We start from the raw sequence: 25,695 nt of genomic DNA on the forward strand, positions 1-25,695 counted from the left end.
CTCCGATAGAGATGCCCTTTGTTCAGTTATCGTGACGTTGCGCAGGAATCAGACCAGACGCGAGGTTTCCTTGGCTGCGCGGACGAAATCCTTGAACAGCGGGTGCGGATCGAAGGGTTTGGATTTGAGTTCCGGGTGGAACTGCACGCCGATGAACCAAGGATGATCGCTCCATTCAACGATCTCGGGCAGGCGGCCATCGGGGCTCATGCCGGTGAACTTCAGACCGCAGGCCTCGAGTTTTTCGCGGTATTTGATGTCGACCTCATAACGGTGACGGTGGCGTTCCTCGATGGAGGTGGAGCCATAGACCTCGGCCACTTTGGACCCATCGGCGAGGGACGCGTCATAGGCACCCAGGCGCATGGTGCCCCCTTTGTCGTCATCGGCGCTGCGGCTCACCTTGTGGTTGCCCTGCACCCATTCCTTCAGGTGGTAAACCACGGGTTCAAAACGCTTTTTACCCGCTTCATGGTCGAATTCCTCGGAGCCGGCTTCCTCGATACCGGCCACGTTGCGGGCGGCCTCGATCACGGCCATCTGCATTCCGAGACAGATGCCGAGGTAGGGCACCTTGTGCTCGCGGGCATATTGCGCCGCCTTGATCTTACCTTCGGTGCCGCGCTCGCCAAAGCCGCCGGGCACGAGGATCGCATGGAAGCCCTGCAGATAGGGCGTTGCGTCTTCCTTGTCGAAGAGCTCTGCGTCGACCCACTCGATACGCACCTTCACCCGGTTCGCCATGCCCCCATGAGTGAGCGCCTCGGCGATAGATTTATAGGCGTCTTCAAGCTGTGTATATTTGCCGACGATGGCGACTTTGACTTCACCCTCGGGGTTGTAGATGCGGTCGGCCACGTCTTCCCATGTGTCCAGCGTCGGGCGCGGGGCAGGGGCGATGCCAAAGGCGTCCAGAACCGCCTGATCGAGACCTTCGCGGTGATAGGCCAGCGGCGCCTCGTAGATGGATTTCAGATCCTGCGCCGCGATCACGCTGTCGGCGCGCACGTTGCAAAAGAGCGCCAGCTTTTCGCGTTCCTTCACGGGGATCGGACCCTCGGAGCGGCAGACCAGAATATCGGGGGCCAGACCGATGGAGCGCAGCTCCTTCACGGAGTGCTGGGTCGGTTTGGTTTTCAGCTCGCCAGAGGCTTTGATGTAGGGCAGGAGCGTCAGGTGCATAAAGATACACTGACCGCGCGGCTTATCCTGGCTGAACTGGCGGATGGCCTCAAAGAAAGGCAGCCCTTCGATGTCGCCTACGGTGCCGCCAATCTCGCAGAGCATGAAATCGACCTCATCCTCTCCGATGGAGATGAAGTCTTTGATCTCGTTGGTGACGTGCGGAATCACCTGAATGGTCTTGCCGAGGTAGTCGCCGCGGCGCTCTTTCTCGAGCACGTTGGTGTAGATCCGCCCGGAGGAGATCGAGTCGGTCTTGCGGGCTGGTACGCCCGTGAACCGCTCGTAGTGGCCCAGATCGAGGTCGGTTTCTGCGCCGTCGTCGGTCACAAAGACCTCGCCGTGTTCAAACGGGCTCATGGTGCCCGGATCGACGTTCAGATAGGGGTCGAGTTTGCGCAGGCGGACGGAGTAGCCCCGCGCTTGCAGCAGCGCACCCAGCGCAGCAGAGGCCAGTCCCTTGCCCAGAGAAGAGACGACACCGCCAGTAATAAAGATGAAACGCGCCATGTTTTCGGCTGCCCCCGTGAGATCGTGTCAGGTCCAAATCGGTTCAGTCGTGATCCGGGGAAGACCCCGCATCTCTTGCTGCCCGGCGGTGATTTCAGCGTGAATTTCCACACCTCAAAAACCGCAGCATCACGGGACTTAACAGTTATCAGATTCGCAAAGCATGCGCAAGGGAACCGCAAGATGCTGTTACGGTTCCCTCAAGTCTGTCTAGGTTTTGTATGTCAGTCGGCGCTGGGTACCAGCGGCGCGTTTTCGCCCGAGCTTGGCGGCAGAAGATCGTTGCCAAGCGGAGAGGTCGGTGCGTCCGGCGTGCTATCCTGCGTCGAAGGCACAAGGCTGTCGGTGATCGACGAGCGCCCGGATTTCTGAGCAGCCAGCACCGTGAGGGTGATGGAGGTCGCGATGAACGCGATGGCCAGAACCCAGGTTACTTTGCTCAGCGCGGTTGCGGCTGCGCGCCCGGTCATGGCACCGCCGCCACCACCGCCACCCATGCCAAGGCCACCGCCCTCGGAGCGTTGCAAAAGAACAACGGCAATGAGGCCGAGCGCCAGAAGAAGATGGATGATGAGAACGACGTTTTCCATAGGACCCTGCGGCTGTTGGCTGAGTATCGGGCGGTTCATAGGGAAGATTGCCGGTCGGGGCAAGGGCGGAGTTCTTTTGTCTTTTGTCGAGGGGCGCAAAAACCGGCTGCGCAACAGGAATTGATTGTATGCATCACGATTTGAAACTGGACACAGCAGGGGGCGAGACGCCAGCATTCAACATGCCTCATGATGATCCCGACCACCCGCATAGCCTGTTGCCATCCGAGCCCGCCCTGCGCGTCAAGGCGCTGGAGACGATTCTGACCCGCAAGGGGCTGATCGACCCGGCGGCGCTGGATGCCATCATTGATACTTATGAGAATAAGATCGGCCCACAGAACGGCGCGCGCGTGGTGGCGCGGGCTTGGCATGATCCCGCGTTTCGCGCAGCTCTTTTGCAAGACGCGGATGCGATCTTGGATGAGATGGGTCTCAATGGGCGCCAAGGGGAGCATGTGGTGGTGGTCGAGAACACGCCAGAGCGCCACAACATGGTCGTCTGCACCCTATGCAGCTGCTACCCGTGGCCGCTGTTGGGGATACCACCGGGGTGGTATAAATCCGACGCCTATCGCGCGCGTGCCGTGCGTGAGCCACGCAAAGTTCTGGCGGAATTTGGCGTCACCCTGCCTGACGAGACTGCGGTGCGGGTGTGGGATTCCACCGCTGAGGTGCGTTATCTGGTGTTGCCAATGCGCCCCGAGGGCACCGAAGGGTGGAGTGAGGACGCCTTAGTAGCGCTTGTGGGGCGCGATTCGATGATTGGAACCGCATTGGCAACGCCGGCCAGCGAGGCCCCCGCATGAGCCGCATCCATGATATGGGCGGGCGCTACGGGGACGGGGTGATCCATCCCGAACCTCAGGATGCGCCGATCTTTGCGCAGGATTGGCATGCCCGCGCATTGGCGCTGACTCTGGCCTGCGGTGCGTTGGGGCAGTGGAACATTGATATGTCGCGCCATGCGCGCGAGTGTCTCAGCCCCTCTGACTATATGAACTTCGGCTATTATGAGAAATGGCTGGCCGCGCTGGCGGATCTGTTGGTGGCGCAAGGGGTGTTGAGCCGTGCGGATCTGAGCGCGGTGTCGGACACGCCAGACACGATCCATCCGCTCGCCGCGCGGCACCTGCCTGCGGCGCGCGTCGCGGCGGTGCTTGCGGCGGGGGGACCTGCGGATCGCGACAGCACCGTGGCTGCGCGTTATCAGCCCGGCGACATCGTGCGCACGCGGCTAAGCGGCAATAGATCGGTCGATGGCGGCCACACCCGGCTGCCCACCTATGCCAGCCACGCCGAGGGGCGGATCTTGCGCCTGCATGGCAGTCACGTCTTTCCCGATTCCAATGCTCATGACCAAGGGGAGGCACCAGAGCCGCTTTATGCGGTGGTGTTTCAGGCGCAAGCCCTGTGGCCACAGGCGGAGCACCCCGGTGACGAGGTGGTGCTGGATCTGTGGCAAAGCTATCTGGAGCCTGTGTCCACATGACTGACACGCCCCAGCGCCCTGAGCCAGCCTTTGAGGCCCCATGGCACGCGCAGGCCTTTGCGCTGGCGGTGCATCTGAATGAAAGCGGGCTGTTTACATGGCCCGAATGGGTGGAGCGCTTCTCTGCCGGGTTGCGCCAGGCGGGCCTGAGCCGCGAACTCAATGGCGGTGACGACTATTTCACGGTGTGGCTGGCCACGTTGCAAAGGCTGATGGCGGATCAGGGACACACCGATGCGGGCGAGGTGGAACGCATCCGGCAAGGCTGGGCAGAGGCCTATCTGTCCACGCCGCATGGGGCTCCGGTCCATCTGCCTGATGATGTGATCTAGCGCAGCCCGTTTTAATAATCCTCTTCGGTCGGACAGGCTCCGAGCCCGTTTTTGCAGTGCGCTTCAGGTGCGGACCTGAGATTGTAACCGTCCTGCGACGAGATTCCGGTTTCCTCGCCCGCGCCGCCTCGCTATACGGGGCGTCGGTTTCAACCCAGCATGCAAAGGACCTGAGATGGCCAATGTCGTGGTAGTCGGCGCCCAGTGGGGCGATGAAGGTAAGGGCAAGATCGTTGACTGGCTCAGCGAACGCGCCGATGTGATCGCGCGCTTTCAGGGCGGCCACAACGCCGGCCATACGCTGGTCATCGACAAAAAGGTCTACAAGCTGCACGCGCTGCCTTCGGGTGTGGTGCGCGGTGGCAAGCTTTCTGTCATCGGCAATGGTGTCGTGCTCGACCCATGGCACCTGATGAAAGAGATCGAGACCGTGCGCGCCCAAGGTGTGGAGATCACGCCCGAGACGCTGATGATCGCGGAAAATACCCCGCTGATCATGCCGTTCCACGGTGAATTGGACCGCGCCCGCGAAGAGGCGGCCTCCAAGGGCACCAAGATCGGCACCACCGGTCGCGGCATCGGCCCGGCCTATGAGGACAAAGTGGGCCGCCGCGCCATTCGCGTGGCCGATCTGGCCGATCATGCGACGCTTGAGGCGCGTGTGGACCGGGCACTTCAGCACCATGACCCACTGCGCAAGGGCCTCGGCGTGGAGCCGATCGACCGTGACGCATTGGTCGACTTGCTGAAAGAGATCGCGGGCGAGATTCTGCCTTTCGCCGCGCCGGTCTGGAAGGTGATGAACGAGAAGCGCAAAGCGGGCAAACGTATCCTGTTTGAGGGCGCTCAGGGCGCGCTTCTGGACATTGACTTTGGCACCTATCCCTTTGTGACCTCGTCGAATGTGATCGCCGGTCAGGCGGCAACTGGCGTTGGTATTGGCCCCAATTCCATCGATTACGTGCTCGGCATCGTCAAAGCCTATACCACCCGCGTGGGCGAAGGCCCGTTCCCGACGGAATTGCTGGGCGCGGACGGCAAACCGGATGCCGATGGCGAGCGTCTGGGCACCCGGGGTCATGAGTTTGGCACCACCACCGGCCGTCAGCGCCGCTGTGGCTGGTTTGATGCCTGTCTGGTGCGCCAGACCTGCGCGACCTCCGGCATTAACGGGATTTCCTTGACCAAGCTTGATGTTCTGGACGGGTTTGAGACGCTGAAAATCTGTGTGGGCTATGATCTGGACGGCATCCGTCTGGATTACCTGCCGACCGCCGCCGATCAGCAGGCGCGCTGCACGCCAATCTACGAAGAGATGGAAGGCTGGAGCGAGTCCACCGAGGGCGCGCGCAGCTGGGCAGATCTGCCTGCCAACGCGATCAAATATGTGCGCCGAGTTGAAGAGCTGATCCAATGCCCCGTCGCGCTTTTGTCCACCAGCCCGGAGCGGGACGACACCATTCTGGTGACCGACCCCTTCGCTGACTGATGGCAAAGGATGGTCTCAGCTACCGCGCCCGGAGGATCTGGGCGCTGGTGATCCTGCTTGTGGGGATGCCGCTCTATATTGTGCTGGCGGTGACGATCATGAATCTGCTGGGTCGCCCGCCGATCTGGTTGGAACTGCTGGTCTACATCGCGCTGGGCGTGGTGTGGGTGCTGCCGTTCAAGTTCGTTTTCAAAGGTGTCGGCAAGGAAGATCCCGACGCGCTCCACGACGAACATCCAAAGTAACAAGGCCCCGCAGAGGCGCATATATTGTGAGGGCGGGAGGCTCCCGTCCGTGCTCCGTGCCCCTTGCGGGACCCATCGCCCAGTTGGGCCCGGCGCCGCGCTCCCCGCAGGGGAGCGCGGCGCCGGTCGCTTCGGGCAAAGCCCGAAGCGAAACACCTCAGACATTGTCGTCAACCTATCGCGACATGAAGGGTTTGATATCAAACAAAAACACCGCCCATTTCAGGGCGGTGTTTTTTGATCATCGATACCATGGCGGCTGTGGCGGTTAGCCTGCCGCGCGGTTGCCGGGGCGGAAGCCGATTTGTGAAGACACCGAGAAGCGCCCATTGGAGGCCTTCTTCAGCTTGCCTTCACGCAGCAACATGCCAAAGGAGCGCAGGCTGTCCTCGCGGTTGAAATCATCCTGCCCTTCAAGCATGCGCACCTTGTTGATCAGCTGCGGGCGGGAGAAACTCTCGCGGCCTTCCACAAAACTCATGTAAGAGGCAGCAGCTTCCAGCAGTTCATGCAGCTCCACCGCGCCTTTTTCCGTCGCATAGGTGGCAAAAGCGCCGTCCTGTTGCCGCGCCGCAGGTGCGCTGTCGTCCTCGTCAGACCCCATCAGCACGCTGGAGACCCGACGGGGACGCACTGGCGTATCCGACGGCTGTGCTTGTGCGGCTGCGGCAGGTTTTTCTTCTGGGGTCGGGTCGATACGCTGCTCGGCCACCAGTTTCAGTGGTGCGGGGCGCGCCTGACCTGCGCCGCGAGCGGCACCGTCGTCAGATCCCCCACGGGACGGGCGGACCACATGGGCGAGATCCTCGCGGAAGGCGCGGGTGCGGGCCTCGCGGCGGGCGTCATCCGATTCGCCGGTATCCGCCTGCGCCGCAGCCACCGCCGCACGCAGTTGATTATAGGTTTCGCGCGATGAGGCTGCATCCTCGTCGCTCAGACGGTCGTCGGCAGCCGCCATCAAACGCGAGACATCCCCGTCGGTCGACGCATCCGAAGAAGTCAGAATCTCGCGCGCGGGGCGTTCTGCCGCAACAGGCGCCTCTGGCGCGACCTCGGCATGGTCTTCCTCAAACGCATCGTCTTCTGCCGGGGTCGCATCCGCCTGTGATCCGCTGGAGGCCATCAATTCGGCCTCAACGGCGGCCAGTTCGGCCATCAGATCAGCTTCTTCATCTTCCGAGAGGCTGCTTTCTTTGGGCGCGGCGGGGGCGATGGCTTTGGGGGCGTCAGCGGCCGGTTCGCGGCGCGGGGTTACATCTTCTGCGGTGGCGTCGATCAGAGAGCCATCCGCCTGTGCACGTTTCACACGGATCACCCGACCACGCACTGGACGGCGCGGGCGGATTGGTTCTGCCGGGGCCTCAGCCGCTGCTGGTTTCTCTTCCGCCGCGTTTGCGTGGCTTTCGGCCTCAGCAGACGGTGCCGCTGCTGTCGCGTCTGAAGCGTCCTGTGTTTCTGGGGCTTCTGGCTGGCCCTCATCTGAGGCAGTCGTGCCATCAGAGTCTTCGGGCGTGGCCTGCACGTTCCGAGTGACGCGGATGGTGCGCGCCTTAAGGGGGCGCTGAGGGCGCACCGGCTGTGCCTGCGCCTCTGGCTCGTCCGCACTCTCGTCAGAGAGAGTGTCTTGGGCGATGGTTTCAGACACCGTGTCGGCGTCGCTCTCGTCCTCTGCGTCATCCGAGACCGGCGCATCCACACGCGCACCGGTCAGGTCCAGCCGATCCAGAATGTCGCTGACGGATTCTTCATGCGTTGCTTCGTCCTCGAACGGCTCATCGTCACGCAGATCGTCTTCAAAGGCAGTCGCTACATCCTCGGGCAGGTTGTTTTCACCGGTGCTGACCGCATCGGCGTGTTCATCCTCGATGAATTCTTCGCTGCGGTTGGGGGTTTTGGCGACGACGGCGCGGATGCGCTGCAGCTTGGCTGCAATGCTGTCGGTGGCAGGAACGGTATCTTCGGACCGCGGGGCCGGGTCCAGGACATCCTCGGCCATCAGGTCATCTGCGAGGTCCGCTTGAATGTCGTCTTGAATATCATCCGCCTCATCCGCATCAGTGGCGAGATCCTCGGCGCGTGTTTCGCGAAGCGCGCTGCTCACATCTGCAAGGACTGAGTCTGACGCTGCATCTGTATCCTCGGCAGTGGTTTCAGTCACCGCTTCGCGATCTTCTGCGATCTGATCTGCGATTTCAGCAGTCGTTGCGGGCGAATCGGTGACCGGCTCCACCGCATCGGCGTCCTTGGTTGCAGTCTCTTCGAGTGGAGGCTCTGCGCGGGTCTCCGCGGCAGGCGTGGCCACCTGAGCGGGCGCCGTAGGTGCAGCGGCGGCAGCGCGCAGATGAATGCCGCTGTCGCTGCTGCGGGCCTCAACCTGGCGGGCAATTTCACGCTGGGCGATCCGGGCCATCATCTCGGCATCTGGCTGGGGCGGTTCCGCACCAAAGTAACGGTCATCCGCAGCCAGATCACGAAAGTACTCGGCAATCGCTTTCATCGTGTCAAAGGAGTCTTCGAACCCCTCAAGGGTGCACGAAAACGTTCCATAAGAAACGGTTAAAACTTTGTTATTCTGTACCATTCGTCGGCTCGTCCTCAGCAAAGTCGCAAGGTCAACACTATTCATCTTCGGGTCAAATTCGGCCCGACTCCTAGCAATTGTTCGTATAATTTTGTGTTTACATTGTGGCTTGTTTCCATTTCTGCCAGATATCCTCCATGACAGAGGTAATTGTTCAGGAAACCGCCCCGGTCACGCTGATTGGCGGGGGGGATGTCACCAGATCTGATCTGGCCGAAGCGCTGGCGCATGCGCCGGGTCTGGTTGCCATCGACAGTGGCGCGGATCAGGCGCTGGCGCTTGGGCATCGGCCTCGGGCGGTGATCGGTGATTTCGACTCGGTGTCTGATGCGACCCGTGCGGCCCTCTCTGAGAGTATACTGCATCTTGTTGAAGAACAGGAGACGACCGATTTCGACAAGGCCCTGCGGTCGGTCAACGCGCCTCTGGTACTGGCTGTTGGCGTTCTGGGCGCGCGTCTGGATCACCAGTTGGCCGCGCTCAATGTTTTGGTGCAGCCACATGCGGCCAGTTGCATTCTGATCGGCGCGCATGAGCTGGTGGTGCATCTGACCACACCGCTGGAGGTGGCACTGAACGCGGGCGATGTGGTCTCACTCTTTCCGCTGTGTCCCGTCACCGGGCGTTCGCAGGGGCTGGAGTGGCCCATCGAGGGGCTAAACCTGTCGCCGATGTCGCGCATTGGCACCTCTAATCGCGCCACCGGGCCGATCCGGATCGAGGTGGACGGGCCGGGACTGCTGGCGATGCTGCCGCGGCACTGCCTCGGTGGGCTTATTCAGGCGATGCAGGCAGGCCGGTCTTGCTGATCGGGGTTGGGTCCACTTTGCGCGCCGCACGGCTGACGCTGCGTTCGCGCATCACCGCATAAAGCCCTGCCGCCATGGTTAACGCGATCCCGCAGGTGGCGATCGTGTTGGGCAGTTCAGAAAAGAACAGCCAGCCGACAAAGACCGCAACCGGGATCTCCAGATATTGCATCGAAGCCAGCGTGCTGGTGGGCGCATAGCGCAGCGACCATGTCATCAACAGATGCGCAATGGTGCCCAAAACCCCCGCTAGCAGTAGCAGGTTCACCTCTGGGCGGGCGGGCAGTGTGGTGTTCAGCTCTTTGAGCTCAAACTGTGCGCCAAGCGCAAAGAGCCCCGCCATCAGAACGCAGGCAATGCCACCGGACACGGCCTGTATGGCGATGGGATCGGTTTCGCGGGCGATGGTGCGTGTCACCATCATAAAGACCGCAAAGATCACCGCCACCGCCAAGGGCCAGAGCGCGTTCAGGCCCACCGCGGCAAAGCTCGGCTGGATCACCAGAAGCGTGCCGACAAACCCCACGATACAGGCCAGAAGGCGGCGCAGGCCGACATCTTCCTTGAGGACATATTTGCCCAAGAGCAGCATGATGAAGGGCATCACAAAGGCAATGGCCACCGCATCCGCCAAAGGCAGGAATCGCAGCGCCATGAACATCGCGGTGATGCCCGCCATCTGTAGCACCGTGCGCAGCAGCACGATGGGCATGATGCGCGCAGGCAGGCGCAGAGAGATCCCCAGCATCAGCGCCACCGGTGCGAGGGTTATTCCCTGTGCTGCAAAGCGGACAAAGACGATTTGCCCCACCGGAATGCGCGTCGACAGAAGCTTTGCCACTGCATCGCCAAGTGGAATGAGGGCGCAAAAGCCCAGCATCAAGGCAATGCCAAGAAGCGGGCGATCCATCGTATCGGGGGTGGCGGCAGATGTTTGGCTCATCCGGCGACGCTAGGGGCGGCGGCAGGGCTTGGCAAGTGGTGAATATGTTCAGAAGTTGTGGGCTTTAGACGCTATCGCGCCTGCCGGAGAGGCGCTGCGTCGACCTGCGCGGTCTGCTGCAGCAGGAGGTCGTCCCAGGCGGCCTCGTTGCCCGCACCGAGACCCGCTCCGAGACCTGCACCGAGAAAGCTCACATGGTCCAGGTGCTTCAGCCCATAGGTGCCGGGATCAAACATGCGCAATTGGGTGCGGCTGGGCGCAAAATGCGCCGCATACCGCTGAACCGCGACGGGGGGCACAACGACATCATCCGTCGCCACGCAGAGTTCCAGTGGCGGATGGAGCGCGTCGAAATCGGGCTGTGGCAGAGATCGGCCAATGTCGCTGGCAAAGAAATCCCGCCGCGTGCACCAGCGGCGCCATTGCCAGTAGACCCCGGCAGGCAGATCTGCGCCAAGCCCGAGCCGCCGTCCCGGCAGATAGCCTGTCACCGCCGTTGCAAGCGGGCCAAGCAGGAACCAGAAGGCTAGAACCTTGGGCAGATAGCTCCAGGGGTGATCCCAGTGATGTGTCATCCCGGACCCCAGCGTGATGATCCGTGAGACCCGCGCGGGATAAGTGTGAAACGCAACGCCCAACCCGCCCAACGAATGCCCAAGCACCCAAAGCGGCCCGGTGGGGGCAAGCTCGGCCAGTTTGCGTTGTGCTGCGTCCTGATCGGCAACCGCCCAATCCGCCATGGAGGCGGGGCTGTTGCGGATCGGGCCACGCAGCGAGTCGCCAAAATCCCGGTAGTCATAGGTCAGGGTGCCAATGCCCCGCTCAGCGGCCCATGCCGCAAAATGACGATAAAACCGCTGCGGCACGCCGGTTGCCCCATGCAGAACCATGGCCGCCTGCATTTGCCCCTGCGCCGGATACCACTGGCCCACAAGCGGGCTGCTGCTGGGGCCAAAGGGGATGGTTTCGGGCGTGGGGGACATGGGAGATCACCTCTGACTGTGTGTAGTCTGACTGGGTGTAGACCAGTCGGTCTAATCACATATGTAGACCAATCGGTCCAATGAGGCTATTCCTTTTTTATGACCGCGCCAGACACCCGCATCACACTGATCAAGACCGCCTCACGGCTCTTTCGCAGGAAGGGCTATTCGGGGGTGGGGCTGACCGAGATCCTGACCGAGGCCGGTCTGCCCAAAGGGTCGCTTTATTATCACTTTCCCGGCGGTAAACCCGAATTGGCGGCGGCGGCCACGCGCTGGGCAGGGGCCTGGATCGAGGCTTTGGTGCAGCGGTCCTTTGAAGGGGCAGAGACGTTCGAAGGTGGCGCGCAGGCGGCCTGCCGGGATCTGGCGGACACATTGGCGCAGGTCGATCACATCGAGGCCTGCCCGGTGCTGAGCGTGTTGCAGGCAGCATCGGACACGCCGTTGCTGCAAGAGGCGGTGCAGGAGGTCTATACCAGCTGGACGGAGGGTCTGGCGCGCGAGGCGCGGCGGCTCAATCAAACAGAGCCGGATGCGGCGGCCTATGCGCTGCATATCCGCCTGCAAGGGGCGTGGGTGATGGCCTATGCGCAGCAATCACAGCAGCCGCTGTTGCGACTGGCGGATGAGATCGGCGCGGGCATTGGCTGAGTGAGAGCCGCCAAAGGGGCTGCGCCACCGGCTGGACGGATGGCGCGTCTGTTTGCGGGTTCAGCAGTTGGGCACGTTCACGGCAAGGCCACCGAGCGAGGTTTCCTTATATTTTTCATGCATGTCGGCCCCGGTCTGGCGCATGGTCTCAATCACCGCATCCAGCGGCACAAAATGCTGCCCGTCGCCGCGCAGCGCCAGGGACGCCGCCGAAACCGCCTTGATCGCGCCAAGGCCGTTGCGCTCAATGCAAGGCACCTGCACCAGACCTTTGACCGGATCACAGGTCATGCCGAGGTGGTGTTCCAGCGCAATTTCAGCCGCGTTTTCCACCTGCTCCGGCGTGCCGCCCATCACCGCACAGAGCCCCGCCGCCGCCATGGCAGAGGCCGATCCGACCTCGGCCTGACAGCCCGCCTCAGCGCCGGAAATCGAGGCATTGTATTTGACCAGCCCGCCGATGGCGGCGGCGGTCAGCAAGAAATCCTCGATGTGTTTTTCCGACGCGCCGGGGACATGATCGAGGTAGTAGCGCAGCACCGCAGGCAGCACGCCTGCCGCGCCATTGGTGGGGGCGGTCACCACCTGACCCCCGGCGGCGTTTTCCTCGTTCACGGCCATGGCGTAGACGCTCATCCAGTCGTTGATGGTGTGCGGCGCGGTCAGGTTCATGCCACGCTCGGCCATCAGGGAATCATAGATGCCCTTGGCGCGGCGACGCACGCTCAGGCCACCGGGCAGGATGCCGTCGCGCTCCAGCCCGCGGTTAATGCAATCGTTCATCACCTGCCACAGGCGTTGGGTGCCCTTGGCGAGGCTTTCCTCGCAGCCGCGCGAGACTTCATTGGCGCGTTTCATCTGGGCAATCGTGAGGCGGGAGGTTTTCGCCATCTCCAGCATCTCGACGGCGGATTTGAACGGGTAGGGGATCGGGTCGCCCTCATCCGTGGCCTTGCCCTGGGCCAGTTCCTCCTCCGTGAGCACGAAGCCCCCGCCGACCGAGTAATACACCTGGCGAAGCGTGACATCCCCCTGCGCGTCGGTCGCCATCAGCACCATGCCATTGGCGTGGCCGGGCAGCGCGTGATCATAATCAAAGATCATATCCGCCTTGGGATCAAACTGCAGGGTGCCAAGATCATCAAGCACAATGGTCTTGGTGGCATTGATGGCCGCAAGCGTGTCTTCGGCTTTGTCGTTATCATAGGTGTCGGGCAGAAAGCCCGCGAGCCCGAGGATGGTGGCGCGGTCCGTGGCGTGACCGACGCCCGTAAAGGCGAGCGAGCCATGCAGCGAGGCGCGCAGGCCGCGAAACTCAAACGGCGAGGCGCGCATCATGTCAAGAAAGCGCGCGGCGGCCACCATCGGGCCCATGGTGTGCGAGGAGGACGGGCCGATGCCGACCTTGAACATGTCAAAAACGGAGAGGAACATTTAGGTGGCTGATCCTTCTGGAGGGATGGCGAATGTTGGGGCGGTGAAGGGCGTCGGTCCGAGCCCTTCGGCGATTTGTGCGGCCTTTGTGCTGTTGCGCGCCTCGGCCCGGCGACACACCTCAGAGAGTGCGGGGTAGGCGGAGAGTTCAAACCATGGGGTTTGCGCGGTCTCTGCGTAGAGCTTGGTCCACCGCAACAGGCAGGGCAGGTAAAGGTCAAGGAGCGTCGGCTGGTCTTTGCCGGTGAGGGCCGGGGTAACTGCCAGCGCGGCGTCAACCATGCGCAGGTGATCGTGCAAGCGCTGACGGAGCATCTGACGCAGTTGCGCGTGATGCGACGGATCGGGGCCGATATATTTCTCCGGGTAGAAATACTGGCGCAAATCGACGTGCAAGGTGTTCGAGCACCAAAACAGCCATGTCAAAAAGCGCCCGCGTTCGGCAGATCCGGGTGCGGGGGCGAGACGCGCGGCCTGATCCGAGAGCCACAGCAGGATGGCCGCAGTTTCAAACAGCGCTCCATCCGGCGTTTCCAGAACCGGGATGGTGCCATTGGGGTTGAGGCGTAGATACTCCGGCGCGCGCTGGGCCTGTTGGCTGCGGTCCACCAGGATTGTCTCATAGGGCAGGCCAAGCTCTTCCAGCGCCAGTCGCACGATGAGCGAGGCATTGTCGGGCGCATAGTGAAGGCGAAGCGGTGTGGTCATGCAGAGATCTTAGGTCCGTGCGGGGCGAAGTGAGCGATTGAAACCGACGTTTCCGATAGGAAACGCGCTGGTGTAACCTATGATTTTGACGCCGCTTTGCAACCAATCAGTTGTGATCAATGACATCACTGTTCCTTTCGGGGCGGAGGAGAGGTGTTTCGCTTCGGGTGCCCCGAAGCGACCAGCGCCGCGCCTGCCTGTCGGCAGGCGCGGCGCGCGCAGATCGCCCCTCGCGCGGGCCACACAAACCGCCTATAAAGATCGCGCAGGCCATTGGTTTTTGCCACCAAGGTCCGCCACACCAAAAAGCGCGGAGGTCTATATCCCATGAGCGGCGAGCTATCCCCCATCGACAAAGCCAAATTTGTGGCCGCCAAACGCGCGGCTGAGCTGGTTGAGGACGGCATGCGCGTGGGGCTCGGCACCGGGTCAACCGCCGCATGGCTGGTGCGCTGTCTGGGTGAGATGGTGCGCGAGGATGGGTTGAAGATCACCGGCGTGCCCACCTCTGCCCGCACGGCGGAGCTGGCGCGCGAAGTGGGGATTGAGGTGATTACCCTCGACGAGGCGCGTTGGCTGGATCTGACCATCGACGGTGCGGATGAGTTCGACGGCGATCTGAACCTCATCAAAGGCGGCGGCGGCGCGCTGTTGCAGGAAAAGATCGTTGCGACTGCGTCCGATCAGATGGTGGTGATTGCCGATAAGGCCAAAGAGGTCGAAATGCTCGGGGCGTTTCCGTTGCCCATCGAGGTGATCCCCTTTGGCTGGCAGACCTCGCAGGCGCTGGTCGAGGAGACGCTGATCTCGATGGATGTGATGGGGCGCAGCTCGACGCTTCGGATGAATGGGGCCAGCCCCTATGTAACCGATGAGGGCAATCATATCCTTGATCTGCACCTCAACCGCATTGGCAATCCGCGGCAATTGGCGCTGGTTCTCAATCAGATACCGGGAGTTGTTGAGAATGGGTTGTTTATCGACATCTGCGACACGGTGGTGATCGGCTATGGTGACGGCAAGGTCGAGGTGCGCGACATCAATGAAGGCACCATCGAGACCGACCGGATTGATTTTGTCGAGACGGACAATCTGTTTGCGGATTTGGGGGAGTAACCCCCAATGAAAGTGGTTTTGTGACAGCCGCCCGGTTTGGGGCGCCAAAAGTGGTGAGGATTTTCCGACAGTCTTAGGAAAATGTTCTCTTTTTGCGGGCAAGCATGGGCCCGAAGAGAAGAAGACCGTCTTGTGAAACAAGGAAGCAAACCGTGCGACAAGAACAGGAACAGCTGAATGTCACCGCCAACAAGCTGGTGAGCGAACTGGTGAGCGGGGCCGTGAAGCTGCATCAGGCGCGTGTGCAGACGCAAATCGACAATATCCCCAACTATAAGCTGGGTAAGGAAAATATTGCGGGTTGCCAGTTGGTTTTGGACCGCGAAGAGCTGTTAAAACGCCTGCCAAGCGGTGGCGTCGTTGCGGAACTTGGCGTGGATCAGGGGGGCTTTAGCGCCGCCATTCTGGAACATAATGCGCCATCTCAATTGCATCTCGTCGATATCTGGGGGGATGCGCGGTATCACGAGGGTAAGGCCCAAGGGGTGTTTGCGAAATTCAGCGAGGAGCTGAAAACCGGGAAGGTCGCGATCACCCGCGCGCGTTCGCTGGATGCGGTGGATGCTTTTGCGGATGAGACCTTTGACTGGATCTATATCGATACCGACCACAGCTATGCCACGACCATTGCCGAGCTGCGCGCCTGGGCACCCAAAGTGAAGGCGAATGGCTTTATCGCAGGCCATGATTACACGATGGGTAATTTTGCCACCGGCTACAAATACGGCGTGATCGAAGCCGTCGCAGAGTTCTGCGTCCAAAATGGCTGGAAACTCTCGTATCTGACCGCCGATTACAATGAGAGCAACAGTTTTGCCATCAACCGGATCATGAATTGAGGCGGTGATTGTTGCCGCGCCGATCTCGGTGCGCAGATCAGCCGTCATGTCATCAAAGCCGCCCTGTTTGGGGCGGCTTTTGTATGAGAGTTTCTGAGCCTATCCGACCCAGATTCAGGGAGGCATAGGTCGAGGCGCCAGTAGGTTCAGCGGGTCAGTGGCTTTGTGCCGCTTTTTGCCATTCCGGCAATGGGAACAGCCGATCATAGGCCCAGTTAAAGCCAAAGGCGTAGACCATATAAAACAGCGCAAAAGACACATCCATCACAAAGGCCTGCCAGAGCGAAATCTGCAGATACCACGCGATGAAGGGCATCAGCACAATGAGCAGCCCGCCCTCAAATAGAACCGCATGCAGAACGCGGAGTTTGGGCGTCTTTAGCGTGCTGCCGCGCCAGTGCTGCAAGAGCGCGTCAAAGCCGTAATTGTAGATCAGATTCCACAGGGTGGCGAGGGTGGCGCTGACGATGCCAACAGCACCGATGTCATGGATGGGAAACCGAAACACCACAGCCCCAAGGGGGATGATCAACAACAGGGCGATGATCTCAAAACTCAGGGCGTGGCGGATACGATCAAGGGGGGAACGCATGGGCGACCTCATCTTCATGGTCGGGTCGTCCCGAGGCAAAATCAACGGCCATACCATCTTGGTGGAACCATTGGTGGGGTCGTCCCCGGCGAGGCACAATCTGGGGGAGGGAGACGCCCGTTTCAAGGCCCCGTTTTTCTTTGCAGGGCGGCTATGTGTCTTGACAGGATGCCGATGTCTGGCGCAGTCAAAGCGGGAATAGTTTTAGCATTTTGCATTTTGGATTTGACGCCGATGTATTCCGAGACCCCGGATGGGCACGATGGGTCACCCACCGCAGATGTCCCGATGAGGGACCGGCTCGCCAATTGGGGCATGCTTCTTCTGGCGCTCACAACTCCGCCGGTTTTGACCTTCCTTCTGCCCGAGAGTATCCTCGCGCGGTTCTCCGGACCTGAATACCTGCGTGATATCTGGAGCGTTGGGAGCTTTGTGACGATCATGGCGCTGAGCTCTGAAAGCTCGTGGAACGATCGCTTTTTGCGGGTGAACGCCTGGGGCATACATTACGGGAGAACGTACTCGCGGGGGAGCGCCTGGCGTATATATCGGGCGAGGAAGGAAGGAACGGTCAACGCGCTGCGCTGGGCGGATGTCGTGTCTGTCACCTACTTTCCAAAGAGTATGCTCACAGGTTATGCGCGGCTGCGCGTGCGGGCACAGGTGCGGCAGGGGGCGCGCTACGATCTGACCTTTAAAACTGTGTCCCTTGATCCGAAATGTGCAAATCCAGCCGATCCTGAGGTCGCACGGGTGCAGTTGGCTCTGGATCGGTACTGGCCTGAGTGGCGCGGGGGAAACTAGTGCGCGAGGCGTTCACGCCTCTTTCACGGTTTCGCGACATGAACGCCTGCATGTGTTTGAAATGCCATGTCGCACCCCCACTTGCGAGACTGGCAATTCACCGCGCGCTGTGGGATACCTCGCGCAAGTCATAAGAAGGGCGACGAGTATGAGCTTTGATTACGATCTATTTGTTATCGGGGGCGGTTCTGGCGGCGTGCGCGCGGCGCGTGTTGCCGCCGCAGGTGGCGCGTCGGTGGCACTCGCCGAAGAGGACCGCTATGGCGGGACCTGCGTCATCCGGGGCTGTGTGCCCAAAAAGCTGATGGTCTTTGCCTCCGAGTATTCCGGCATGGTCGAGGATGGCCGTGCTTACGGCTGGGATCTGGAAAACAAAGGCTTCAGCTGGGACCACTTCAAGGGCAAGCTCAACGCGGAGCTGGACCGGTTGGAAGGGATCTATCGCAACCTGTTGAAAAACTCCGGTGTGGAGAGCTTTGATGCGCGTGCGAAACTGGCGGATGCCCACACGGTTGCGCTCTCGGATGGCACCACAAAAACCGCAAAGCACATCCTGATTGCCACCGGTGGCCGCCCTTGGGTGCCGGAGTTTCCGGGTTCGGAACTTGCGATCACCTCGAACGAGATGTTCCATCTGGAAAAGCTCCCCGAGAGCATTCTGATCGTGGGCGGCGGTTATATCGCCTCCGAGTTTGCGGGCATCATGAACGGGCTTGGCGTCAAAACCACGCAATACTATCGCGGCGAGCAGATCCTGCGCGGCTTTGACAATGAGGCGCGCGGTTTGGTGGCTGAGGAGATGATCCAGTCGGGCATCGATTTGCAGCTTGGCAACAACGTGGCCGAGATGCAGCGTGAGGGCGACAAGATGCGCGTGACCGCCACCAATGGCGATGTGACCCTGTTTGATCAGGTGATGTTTGCGACCGGTCGCAAGCCCAATGCCGACAACCTCGGACTGGAAGAACTGGGCATCGCGCGTGGCAAGGGTGGTGAGATCAAGGTGGATCAATACAGCCAGACCGCTGTGCCATCGGTCTATGCGATCGGCGACGTCACTGACCGGGTGAACCTGACGCCGGTGGCGATCCGCGAGGGCATGGCCTTTGTGGAAACCGTGTTCAACGGCAACCCTACCAGCCCCGATCACGAATTGATCCCGACCGCGATCTTTACGCAGCCGGAAATGGGCACCATTGGTCTGAGCGAAGAAGACGCCGCCAAAGAGGAAACGATTGAGGTCTATTCGACCTCGTTCAAACCGATGCAGCAGAGCTTTGCCGGGCGGGCGCAAAAAGTGCTGATGAAGCTGATTGTCAGCCAGGCCAGCCGCAAGGTGCTGGGTTGTCATATCGTCGCACCCGGTGCGGGCGAGATGATCCAGCTTGCGGGGATTGCCGTCAAAATGGGCGCGACCAAGGAAGATTTCGACCGCACCGTCGCGGTTCATCCGACCATGTCGGAAGAATTGGTGACGCTGAAGACACCGGTGCGGACGGTATAACACATAAACAAAGTTTGGTGGCGGCGCAGATCTTGAATTTCAGCGCCGTGACCACAGGTTAGTGGGCAATATCCGCCGATGCGGCGGGGAGAGATGGATAGGAGACTTATGGCTGGGAACAGTGGTGGCCCCTGGGGGGGCGGCGGTTCCTCCGGCGGCGGAGGCAACCGGGGAAACAATGGCGGTGGCAACGGAGGCGGCGGTGGCCGTCGTCCCGATGATGGCCAGATCCCCGAGATCGACGAGCTGGTGAAAAAGGGCCAAGAGCAGCTGCGCGTCCTGATGGGCGGACGTGGCGGCAGCGGTGGCAACGGGCAGGGACCACAGGGCGGTGGCTCTGGCGGTAACCCCTTGTTTACCAAGGGCGGCTTGATGTTGGGCGCTGTGGCGGCCGTCTTCCTGTGGGGCTACAACAGCTTTTACACCGTGAAGACAGAAGAAAAATCCGTGGAGCTGTTTCTCGGCGAGTTTTCTTCCGTGGGCAATCCGGGTCTGAACTTCGCGCCATGGCCTGTGGTCACCTATGAGGTGGTACCGGTCAGCGTCGAACAAACCGAGAGCATTGGTGCAGGTGCGCGCGGTTCCGATGCGGGGCTGATGCTGACAGGTGATGAGAACATTATCGACGTCGATTTCCAGGTGGTCTGGAATATCAACGAACCAGATAAGTTTTTGTTCAATCTGCGCGATCCAAAAGCGACGATTCAGGCGGTTTCTGAATCGGCGATGCGCGAGATTATCGCACAGTCGCAGCTTGCGCCGATCTTGAACCGTGACCGTGGTATCATTTCGCAGCGTCTCGAAGAGCTGATCCAGTCGACGCTGGACAGCTATGACGCGGGTGTGAATATCGTCCGGGTCAACTTTGACGGGGCGGATCCGCCAGAACCAGTAAAAGACGCCTTCCGCGATGTGCAATCCGCTGGTCAGGAACGGGACCGTCTGGAAAAGCAGGCTGACGCCTATGCCAACCGCAAACTGGCCTCTGCCCGTGGTCAGGCCGCACAGACGCTCGAAGAAGCAGAAGCTTACCGCGCGCAGGTTGTGAACCAAGCGCAGGGTGAGGCCTCGCGCTTTACGGCCGTTTTGTCGGAATATGAAAAAGCACCGGAAGTGACGCGCAAGCGCCTCTATCTGGAGACGATGGAAGACGTGCTGAGCCGCGTGGATAAGATCATCCTTGACGACAATGCCGGTGGCGAAAATGGACAAGGCGTTGTGCCTTATCTGCCGCTCAATGAAATCCGTCGTTCGGGAGGAAGCAACTGATGAACCGTTCTGTTATTCTTCTCGTCCTTCTGGGCGCTATTGTCGTGGGCGCGCTGTCGTCGATCTTTATCGTGGACGAGCGTGAAAAAGCGCTGGTGATGCGCTTTGGTCGTGTCGTCAACGTGCAGGAAGAGCCCGGTTTGGCGTTCAAACTGCCCTTCGTGGATGAGGTCGTGAAATACGATGACCGTATCCTCAGCCTTGAGGTGGGTCCGCTCGAAGTCACCCCGCTGGATGACCGTCGTCTGGTGGTTGACGCCTTCGCACGCTACCGCATCACCGATGTGCGTCGCTTCCGCGAAGCGGTGGGCGTTGGCAATGTCGGCGCGGCCGAAAGCCGTCTCGACAACATCATGCGTGACCAGACCCGCGAGGTTCTGGGTACTGTGAGCTCCAACGACATTCTGTCGTCTGACCGGGCCGCACTGATGCTGCGTATCCGCAACGGGGCCATCGCTCAGGCACAGGCTCTGGGTCTTGAGGTAATCGACGTGCGCCTGAAACGCACCGACCTGCCGCAAGCCAACCTTGAGGCGACCTTTGCGCGTATGCGGGCAGAGCGGGAACGCGAAGCCGCAGATGAGATCGCCCGTGGTGAAGAAGCCGCGCAGCGTGTCCGCGCGCAGGCGGATCGTACCGAGGTGGAGCTGGTCTCCGAAGCCGAGCGCGAAGCCGAGGTCATCCGCGGTGAAGCGGATGCGGAACGCAACAACATCTTTGCCGAGGCTTATGGTGCGGACCCGGAATTCTTTGAATTCTACCGCAGCCTGACTGCCTATGCGCGTTCGCTGCAGGGCGGGAATTCCTCTCTGGTGCTGTCGCCGGACAATGAGTTCTTCAACTACCTGAAGTCCTCTGAGGGTGCCGGGCGCGCGACGCAGTAACTCCGGCAACGGATAGAACGAAAAGGCCACCCGAGCGGGTGGCCTTTTTGCATTGCGACGGCGTGTATTCGTGCATGGCATTATGGTTGGGATCAGGATCGTGAGGCATTGCCCTTTGTGATCACGTTCAGGGGAACTGTGTTCAGAGGCGGGTTTGAGCCCATGTTGACCGATGCTGCAACGAATGTGAACATCCGTTAAGTACCTTCCCTAAAAGGGTTGCTAGCTGCAGGCTTTGTCAACTGCGTAATCGTTGAAAGCATGAGCCAACTCTTTTGCTTTTCCTTCCGAAGCCACGGCGAATTGCAGAAAAGGTATCGCTACAACTTCTCCAGTCAAAAGCGTTTCAGCAGATGGCGCACTGGCTGCGAAAGTTGTGGTGCTCCGATAACTGATTGGTGCGCCCGTGATTTCAATCGCTGCTACAAAGCCAAAGAAATCTGGTGCATCTTCGTGAGCTACGAGTTCTGTGGTTCCGCTCGCTGTTTCTACGACTTCCGCCATGACCCTAAAATACAACGTACTATCATCCGCCTCCAAAAGTTTCCTTGCAGTTTCTTCGTCGGGGACGAGGTGTGCTACCCGCGCGCCACCAGCTTCAATAATTTTTGAAAGATTAGACAACATTAAGTCGTCTACCGGTCCTCTATCGATCCGTAGACTTGCTCCTGAAGCACTGGGAATAATACGAACCGTTTCGAAGTCGTAGTTACGCATATCTGCTTGAATGACGATGCGTGTCAAAGCGATTGTTGCGCCAACTTCTCCTAATTTGTTGACCACAATGGATACGTTGCAATCTTGTAGCTCGACAACGCCGTCTTCCTCCAAAAGCTCACTCAAACTGCTGGACAAGCGTGCAGCGGCTGAGCCTTGAAAAAAAAAGAAATAGACTGCAGCCGTGATTCCGGCGCAGACCACAAATAACCCTATTTTCAACACCCAATCTCCTACGGTTATACTCCCTATTCATGGGGCAGAAGTGTGCAAATTCGGACTGGTAGGGTATTATTAGTAATAATAATGCGCCGACAACAAGGGCACATTGGCGCAGCAGCAATAGCTCACTTTGCCCCGTACCCCGACGCCCAACATGCGCGTGGCGAAAGGGGCTGACGTTCTTCACCGTGCTGAGGCAGATGATTTTCTGGGCCTCACACACTCCGGCTGAATCAGTGCTATGCTGTATGACAGATCATTCACCGCCTACCTGTTGCGCTCTGGACGCGGTCGCGAAACCTTCACTGGCCTTCACGTCGAATTGAGGTGACCGCGAGCCCCATTGCGGCTGCGCGCGGAGTGGCTACATTAAGGGCACAGTTTTCCCACCCCAACGCGTCGCGCTTGGCTATAGGTCAGGTGCCGCGCCTGAGGCACGGGTTCGCCCTTTCCCCTTATATGCGGGGGTGGGCGGAGACAGAGTTGACAGGCCAATTCAAGGAGTATGTCCGTGCATCCAATCACATCACCTAAGGCATTGAGCCGTGAGCACGCCCATAATGGCGCGCAGAGCGGCTGGCGTCTGTTCTGGATCGCGGTCCTCGGGACCGCGCTTCTGGTCATGCAATCGCTCTCGGCGGCCGCCCGCCCCGAAAGTCTCGCACCGCTGGCAGAGAAAGTCAGCCCGGCTGTCGTGAATATCACCACCTCGACCGTGGTTGAGGGCCGCACCGGACCGCAAGGTATCGTGCCCGAAGGATCTCCGTTTGAGGATTTCTTCCGCGAATTCCAAGATCGCAATGGCGGCGGCGACCGTCCGCGCCGCTCCTCTGCGCTGGGGTCCGGTTTTGTGATCTCTGAGGATGGCTATATCGTGACCAACAACCACGTGATTGATGGCGCAGACGAGATCGAGATCGAGTTCTTCCCCGGTGATGGCCAGCCCGCAGATCTGCTGCCCGCGACCGTTGTTGGCACTGACCCCAACACCGACATCGCACTGTTGAAAGTGGATGCGCCGATGCCGCTGAAGTTTGTCAAATTCGGCAACAGCGACACTGCCCGCGTTGGCGACTGGGTGGTTGCGATGGGCAACCCGCTGGGGCAGGGCTTCTCTCTCTCGGCTGGCATTGTCTCGGCGCGCAACCGGGCGCTGTCGGGGTCTTATGACGACTACATCCAGACCGATGCGGCGATCAACCGGGGCAACTCCGGGGGGCCGCTCTTTAACATGGATGGCGAAGTGGTCGGCGTGAACACCGCGATCCTGTCCCCGAACGGTGGCTCCATCGGGATCGGGTTCTCCATGGCGTCCAATGTGGTGACCAAAGTGGTTGGCCAGTTGAAGGAATTCGGCGAGACCCGTCGCGGCTGGCTCGGCGTGCGCATTCAGGATGTGACCGACGATTTGGCCGAGGCCATTGGTCTGGCCAATGACGAAGGCGTGCTGATCACCGATGTCCCCGAGGGTCCCGCCAAAGAAGCAGGTCTTCTGGCGCGTGACGTGATCACCAGCTTTGACGGTTTTGAGGTCAAGGACACCCGTGATCTGGTGCGCCGTGTGGGCGACACCGAGGTTGGCAAGACCGTGCGTGTTGTCGTGTTCCGTGACGGCAAGACCGAGACCCTGCGCGTGACGCTTGGCCGCCGCGAAGATGCGGTTGGCAACAACGCAGGTGCTGAGTCTGGCGAGGCGATCCCCGATGAGGGCGAAAAAGAACTGCTTGGCCTGACGGTTGGTGTTGTGCGCGACGACATGCGCGAGGATCTGAACCTTGATGCGGGCACCACCGGACTGGTGATCCTGTCGGTGGATGAAACCTCTGGCGCATGGGAAAAAGGTCTGCGCGCCGGTGACGTGATCACCGAAGCCGGACAGAACAAACTGTCCTCTATCGCGGATCTGGAAGCTCAGATCGCGGCTGCCGAAGAAGGGGGACGCAAGTCGATCTTCCTGATGGTGCGCCGAGGGGGCGAGCCGCGCTTTGTCGCGCTGAACCTCGAATAATATGACGGCGTGCCCCGGTCTGGGGCATGTCAGCACAACCGCAGCGACCGGCCCCATCGGGTCGGTCGTTTTGTTTTTCAGGGGCGTCTTTGAAACCAAAAGAGCCATGTGTCGGGCGGACACATGGCTCACGATGGGACGGACGATCATTGGGATGGATAGGAGAATGACCGCCTTGAGGCCCTTATGGCAGAGGCTGTGAGGGCGGACTGTGAAACAGGTCACATTCGCGGGATTTTTTTTGATGTCGGCGGGAGGTGTTCGCGTGGACTGCGGCGGGCGGTGGTGTACTAATGCTGCGCTGTATACGAAGCGTCACCGCTTCATTGGCAGTCCAATAATGTAACAATAACCAAAGGCAGTCTTGTCAAAGGTTTTTGGTCCAAGACTTTTCGGTGTGTCATCTTGCAATGACGCGGCTGACAACAACGAACAGTTTGGGAACTGCCTTATCGGCCAACTCAAGTGAGCTGGAGATTGTTAATAAACAATAACCGTATCGCCGCCGCCGAAGAGAATTTCGTTCTGTTGCCGTTGCCGTTCAGCTCTGATCTGCTCAACTTGAAAGCAGGCTTGAGTATCGCCATTTTGGCAGGCCTGTTGCAGGGCGATAAACTCTGGAGTCTGTGGATCTTGGACTTCGCAACCCGTCATCAACATCAAAGTTGAAATCATCAAAATGCGTTTCATAGTATGTAAGTCCTTTATTCTTGCAAAACCTGTCTGAAACCTAATCACGAAGGCCATCGCAGGTATATACATAAAAAAATGAATGCGTAAAATTCGCTAACGAAAACCATGAGTTGTAAGTGTCATCGTCCCTCTAAAGTCTGAGCTTATCTTCGAGTGGCTACAAGTAATTGTTTCTGCTTGGCTGGATTTCCTGTGTGCCGATTGTGGCGCACTTGCAACGGCGGTTTCGTGTTGCATCCCTGTCGATCATGTCCGCTCAGTTCCGCGTAACCGAGAGGTCTGGTCGCACGACGAGAACCACATACCTCTGCGACAGATGTCGGGTGAGGGGAGGCTCAGATGCCTTCGGGATCGGCAAGAACCGCGAGGCCGCCGCGGTCTTTTAGTTGCAAACCACCGCGGCTGATGTCGATCAGACCGGCCTTGCGCCAGTTCGACAGGGTTTTTGAGACCGCTTCACGGGTGGCGCCGACAAATTCCGCCAGTTCCGACTGCGACAGGCTCAACTGGCCATTGCCATCTGCGGGCGTGAGATAAAGAAGTTTGCGCGCCAGCCGCACCGGCATCGGCAGGAACACCTGCTCATTGAGCTGGGTGTTCATCCAGCGCATCCGTTGCCCGGCGAGTTTCAGCATATCGCCCGCAAGCTCAGGGTGTTTGGTCAGCTGCGCCAGCACATCGCGGTGCCGCAGGCGGCGCAGGTGGCTGGGTTCGGCGGCGGTGGCTGTGGCCGTGCGCTCGCCGGGATCAAACATCGCAATCTCGCCAAAGATCGCGCCGGGGCGCATCATATCCAGCGAAAGCTTGCGCCCCGCCGCCGAGAGCGTGGAAATCTCCAGTGCGCCCGAGATGATCGCATAAAGGGCGTCGCCCTCATCACCACGTTCAAACAGAACATCCCCGGTATCGAGGTGCACATCAGTGGCCTGACTGTCCAGCATGGCCCTGAGACGCTCCGAGGCTCCGAACAGGAAGCTGGAGGCAGGGAGGGGAGCGGCGGCCATAATGGTTCTCCGAGGGGTGTATGTTGGGTGTCGGCTTTGCGGGTTTTAAGCGGCAATAGGCGTTCACGCAAGCTTGCACATGGATTGTCGA

At 60.2% G+C, this 25,695-nt stretch carries 25 protein-coding genes; 14 read left to right on the forward strand and 11 right to left on the reverse strand.

Annotation, left to right across the window (positions count from 1 at the left end):
* Positions 1-48: 48 nt before the first annotated feature.
* Positions 49-1,692: a CTP synthase gene (locus tag UB90_RS17560; protein WP_009177176.1), complete on the reverse strand. Its 1,644-nt coding sequence runs from the start codon at positions 1,690-1,692 to the stop codon at positions 49-51.
* A 224-nt stretch (positions 1,693-1,916) separates the two neighbouring features.
* A complete protein-coding gene (gene secG / locus UB90_RS17565) occupies positions 1,917-2,282 on the reverse strand; it encodes a preprotein translocase subunit SecG (RefSeq protein ID WP_009176593.1) in 366 nt (121 codons plus the stop codon).
* 182 nt (positions 2,283-2,464) lie between these two features.
* Here secG and nthA point away from each other — a divergent pair, with 182 nt between their 5' ends.
* The 5 genes from nthA (at position 2,465) to UB90_RS17590 (ending at position 5,840) form a co-directional block, all read left to right on the forward strand.
* On the forward strand, positions 2,465-3,091 hold the full coding sequence (nthA, locus tag UB90_RS17570) for a nitrile hydratase subunit alpha (RefSeq protein ID WP_065325762.1): 627 nt from the start codon (positions 2,465-2,467) through the stop codon (positions 3,089-3,091).
* Entirely contained in the window at positions 3,088-3,774 is a 687-nt protein-coding gene (gene nthB, locus UB90_RS17575; RefSeq protein ID WP_065325706.1) for a nitrile hydratase subunit beta, read from the forward strand. Before nthA ends, nthB begins: the two co-directional genes overlap by 4 nt.
* On the forward strand, positions 3,771-4,106 hold the full coding sequence (locus UB90_RS17580; protein WP_009176937.1) for a nitrile hydratase accessory protein: 336 nt from the start codon (positions 3,771-3,773) through the stop codon (positions 4,104-4,106). Before nthB ends, UB90_RS17580 begins: the two co-directional genes overlap by 4 nt.
* A gap of 175 nt (positions 4,107-4,281) precedes the next feature.
* A complete protein-coding gene (locus tag UB90_RS17585) occupies positions 4,282-5,595 on the forward strand; it encodes an adenylosuccinate synthase (RefSeq protein ID WP_065325707.1) in 1,314 nt (437 codons plus the stop codon).
* Complete coding sequence (locus UB90_RS17590) at positions 5,595-5,840, forward strand: DUF2842 domain-containing protein (RefSeq protein ID WP_065325708.1); 246 nt, start codon at positions 5,595-5,597, stop codon at positions 5,838-5,840. The genes UB90_RS17585 and UB90_RS17590 overlap by 1 nt, the downstream gene beginning before the upstream one ends.
* Positions 5,841-6,108: 268 nt before the next feature.
* On the opposite strand, the gene UB90_RS17595 is transcribed toward UB90_RS17590, so the two are convergent.
* The gene (locus tag UB90_RS17595) at positions 6,109-8,421 is read right to left on the reverse strand and encodes a chemotaxis protein CheA (RefSeq protein WP_065325709.1); all 2,313 of its coding nucleotides are present in this window, start codon (positions 8,419-8,421) and stop codon (positions 6,109-6,111) included.
* Between the two features lie 137 nt (positions 8,422-8,558).
* On the opposite strand from UB90_RS17595, the gene UB90_RS17600 reads away from it, so the two are divergent.
* On the forward strand, positions 8,559-9,230 hold the full coding sequence (locus UB90_RS17600; protein ID WP_065325710.1) for a thiamine diphosphokinase: 672 nt from the start codon (positions 8,559-8,561) through the stop codon (positions 9,228-9,230).
* Here UB90_RS17600 and UB90_RS17605 read toward each other — a convergent pair.
* Both UB90_RS17605 and UB90_RS17610 read right to left on the reverse strand, forming a co-directional pair.
* Entirely contained in the window at positions 9,196-10,173 is a 978-nt protein-coding gene (locus tag UB90_RS17605; protein ID WP_065325711.1) for a DMT family transporter, read from the reverse strand. The two genes, UB90_RS17600 and UB90_RS17605, sit on opposite strands and share 35 nt — an antisense overlap.
* Before the next feature lie 71 nt (positions 10,174-10,244).
* On the reverse strand, positions 10,245-11,156 hold the full coding sequence (locus tag UB90_RS17610) for an alpha/beta hydrolase family protein (RefSeq protein ID WP_065325712.1): 912 nt from the start codon (positions 11,154-11,156) through the stop codon (positions 10,245-10,247).
* 99 nt (positions 11,157-11,255) lie between these two features.
* Between UB90_RS17610 and UB90_RS17615 the strand changes: the two genes are divergently transcribed.
* The gene (locus UB90_RS17615) at positions 11,256-11,810 is read left to right on the forward strand and encodes a TetR/AcrR family transcriptional regulator (protein ID WP_065325713.1); all 555 of its coding nucleotides are present in this window, start codon (positions 11,256-11,258) and stop codon (positions 11,808-11,810) included.
* A 60-nt stretch (positions 11,811-11,870) separates the two neighbouring features.
* Here the strand turns inward: UB90_RS17615 and UB90_RS17620 are convergent, their stop codons facing one another.
* Both UB90_RS17620 and UB90_RS17625 read right to left on the reverse strand, forming a co-directional pair.
* The gene (locus tag UB90_RS17620; RefSeq protein WP_065322654.1) at positions 11,871-13,244 is read right to left on the reverse strand and encodes an L-serine ammonia-lyase; all 1,374 of its coding nucleotides are present in this window, start codon (positions 13,242-13,244) and stop codon (positions 11,871-11,873) included.
* Positions 13,245-13,952, reverse strand: a complete 708-nt coding sequence (locus UB90_RS17625) for a glutathione S-transferase family protein (protein WP_065325714.1) — start codon at positions 13,950-13,952, stop codon at positions 13,245-13,247.
* Between the two features lie 327 nt (positions 13,953-14,279).
* Here UB90_RS17625 and rpiA point away from each other — a divergent pair, with 327 nt between their 5' ends.
* Both rpiA and UB90_RS17635 read left to right on the forward strand, forming a co-directional pair.
* A complete protein-coding gene (rpiA, locus tag UB90_RS17630) occupies positions 14,280-15,068 on the forward strand; it encodes a ribose-5-phosphate isomerase RpiA (protein ID WP_005619953.1) in 789 nt (262 codons plus the stop codon).
* Between the two features lie 152 nt (positions 15,069-15,220).
* Positions 15,221-15,907: a class I SAM-dependent methyltransferase gene (locus tag UB90_RS17635; protein WP_065325715.1), complete on the forward strand. Its 687-nt coding sequence runs from the start codon at positions 15,221-15,223 to the stop codon at positions 15,905-15,907.
* 154 nt (positions 15,908-16,061) lie between these two features.
* On the opposite strand, the gene UB90_RS17640 is transcribed toward UB90_RS17635, so the two are convergent.
* Positions 16,062-16,499: a PACE efflux transporter gene (locus UB90_RS17640; protein ID WP_065325716.1), complete on the reverse strand. Its 438-nt coding sequence runs from the start codon at positions 16,497-16,499 to the stop codon at positions 16,062-16,064.
* Between the two features lie 234 nt (positions 16,500-16,733).
* On the opposite strand from UB90_RS17640, the gene UB90_RS17645 reads away from it, so the two are divergent.
* From UB90_RS17645 to hflC, 4 genes are all read left to right on the forward strand, one after another.
* A complete protein-coding gene (locus UB90_RS17645) occupies positions 16,734-17,303 on the forward strand; it encodes a hypothetical protein (protein ID WP_227512097.1) in 570 nt (189 codons plus the stop codon).
* Positions 17,304-17,451: 148 nt separating this feature from the next.
* Positions 17,452-18,807, forward strand: coding sequence for a glutathione-disulfide reductase (gor, locus tag UB90_RS17650; protein ID WP_009176506.1), 1,356 nt, complete (start codon positions 17,452-17,454; stop codon positions 18,805-18,807).
* Between the two features lie 108 nt (positions 18,808-18,915).
* Positions 18,916-20,076, forward strand: a complete 1,161-nt coding sequence (gene hflK / locus UB90_RS17655) for an FtsH protease activity modulator HflK (protein WP_009176160.1) — start codon at positions 18,916-18,918, stop codon at positions 20,074-20,076.
* On the forward strand, positions 20,076-20,960 hold the full coding sequence (hflC, locus tag UB90_RS17660) for a protease modulator HflC (RefSeq protein WP_065325717.1): 885 nt from the start codon (positions 20,076-20,078) through the stop codon (positions 20,958-20,960). The genes hflK and hflC overlap by 1 nt, the downstream gene beginning before the upstream one ends.
* Positions 20,961-21,182: 222 nt before the next feature.
* On the opposite strand, the gene UB90_RS17665 is transcribed toward hflC, so the two are convergent.
* Positions 21,183-21,899, reverse strand: a complete 717-nt coding sequence (locus UB90_RS17665; RefSeq protein ID WP_065325718.1) for a hypothetical protein — start codon at positions 21,897-21,899, stop codon at positions 21,183-21,185.
* A 505-nt stretch (positions 21,900-22,404) separates the two neighbouring features.
* Between UB90_RS17665 and UB90_RS17670 the strand changes: the two genes are divergently transcribed.
* Positions 22,405-23,907 carry a Do family serine endopeptidase gene (locus UB90_RS17670; RefSeq protein WP_065325719.1) on the forward strand — a complete coding sequence of 501 codons (1,503 nt, stop codon included), beginning with the start codon at positions 22,405-22,407 and terminating at the stop codon, positions 23,905-23,907.
* A 480-nt stretch (positions 23,908-24,387) separates the two neighbouring features.
* On the opposite strand, the gene UB90_RS17680 is transcribed toward UB90_RS17670, so the two are convergent.
* Together UB90_RS17680 and UB90_RS17685 are read right to left on the reverse strand one after the other, a co-directional pair.
* Positions 24,388-24,597 carry a hypothetical protein gene (locus UB90_RS17680; protein WP_065328112.1) on the reverse strand — a complete coding sequence of 70 codons (210 nt, stop codon included), beginning with the start codon at positions 24,595-24,597 and terminating at the stop codon, positions 24,388-24,390.
* Positions 24,598-24,935: 338 nt separating this feature from the next.
* Complete coding sequence (locus UB90_RS17685) at positions 24,936-25,604, reverse strand: Crp/Fnr family transcriptional regulator (RefSeq protein WP_009176175.1); 669 nt, start codon at positions 25,602-25,604, stop codon at positions 24,936-24,938.
* Positions 25,605-25,695: the final 91 nt, after the last annotated feature.

Origin of the sequence: Tritonibacter mobilis (assembly GCF_001681715.1) — a bacterium.
GTDB lineage: Bacteria > Pseudomonadota > Alphaproteobacteria > Rhodobacterales > Rhodobacteraceae > Epibacterium > Epibacterium mobile.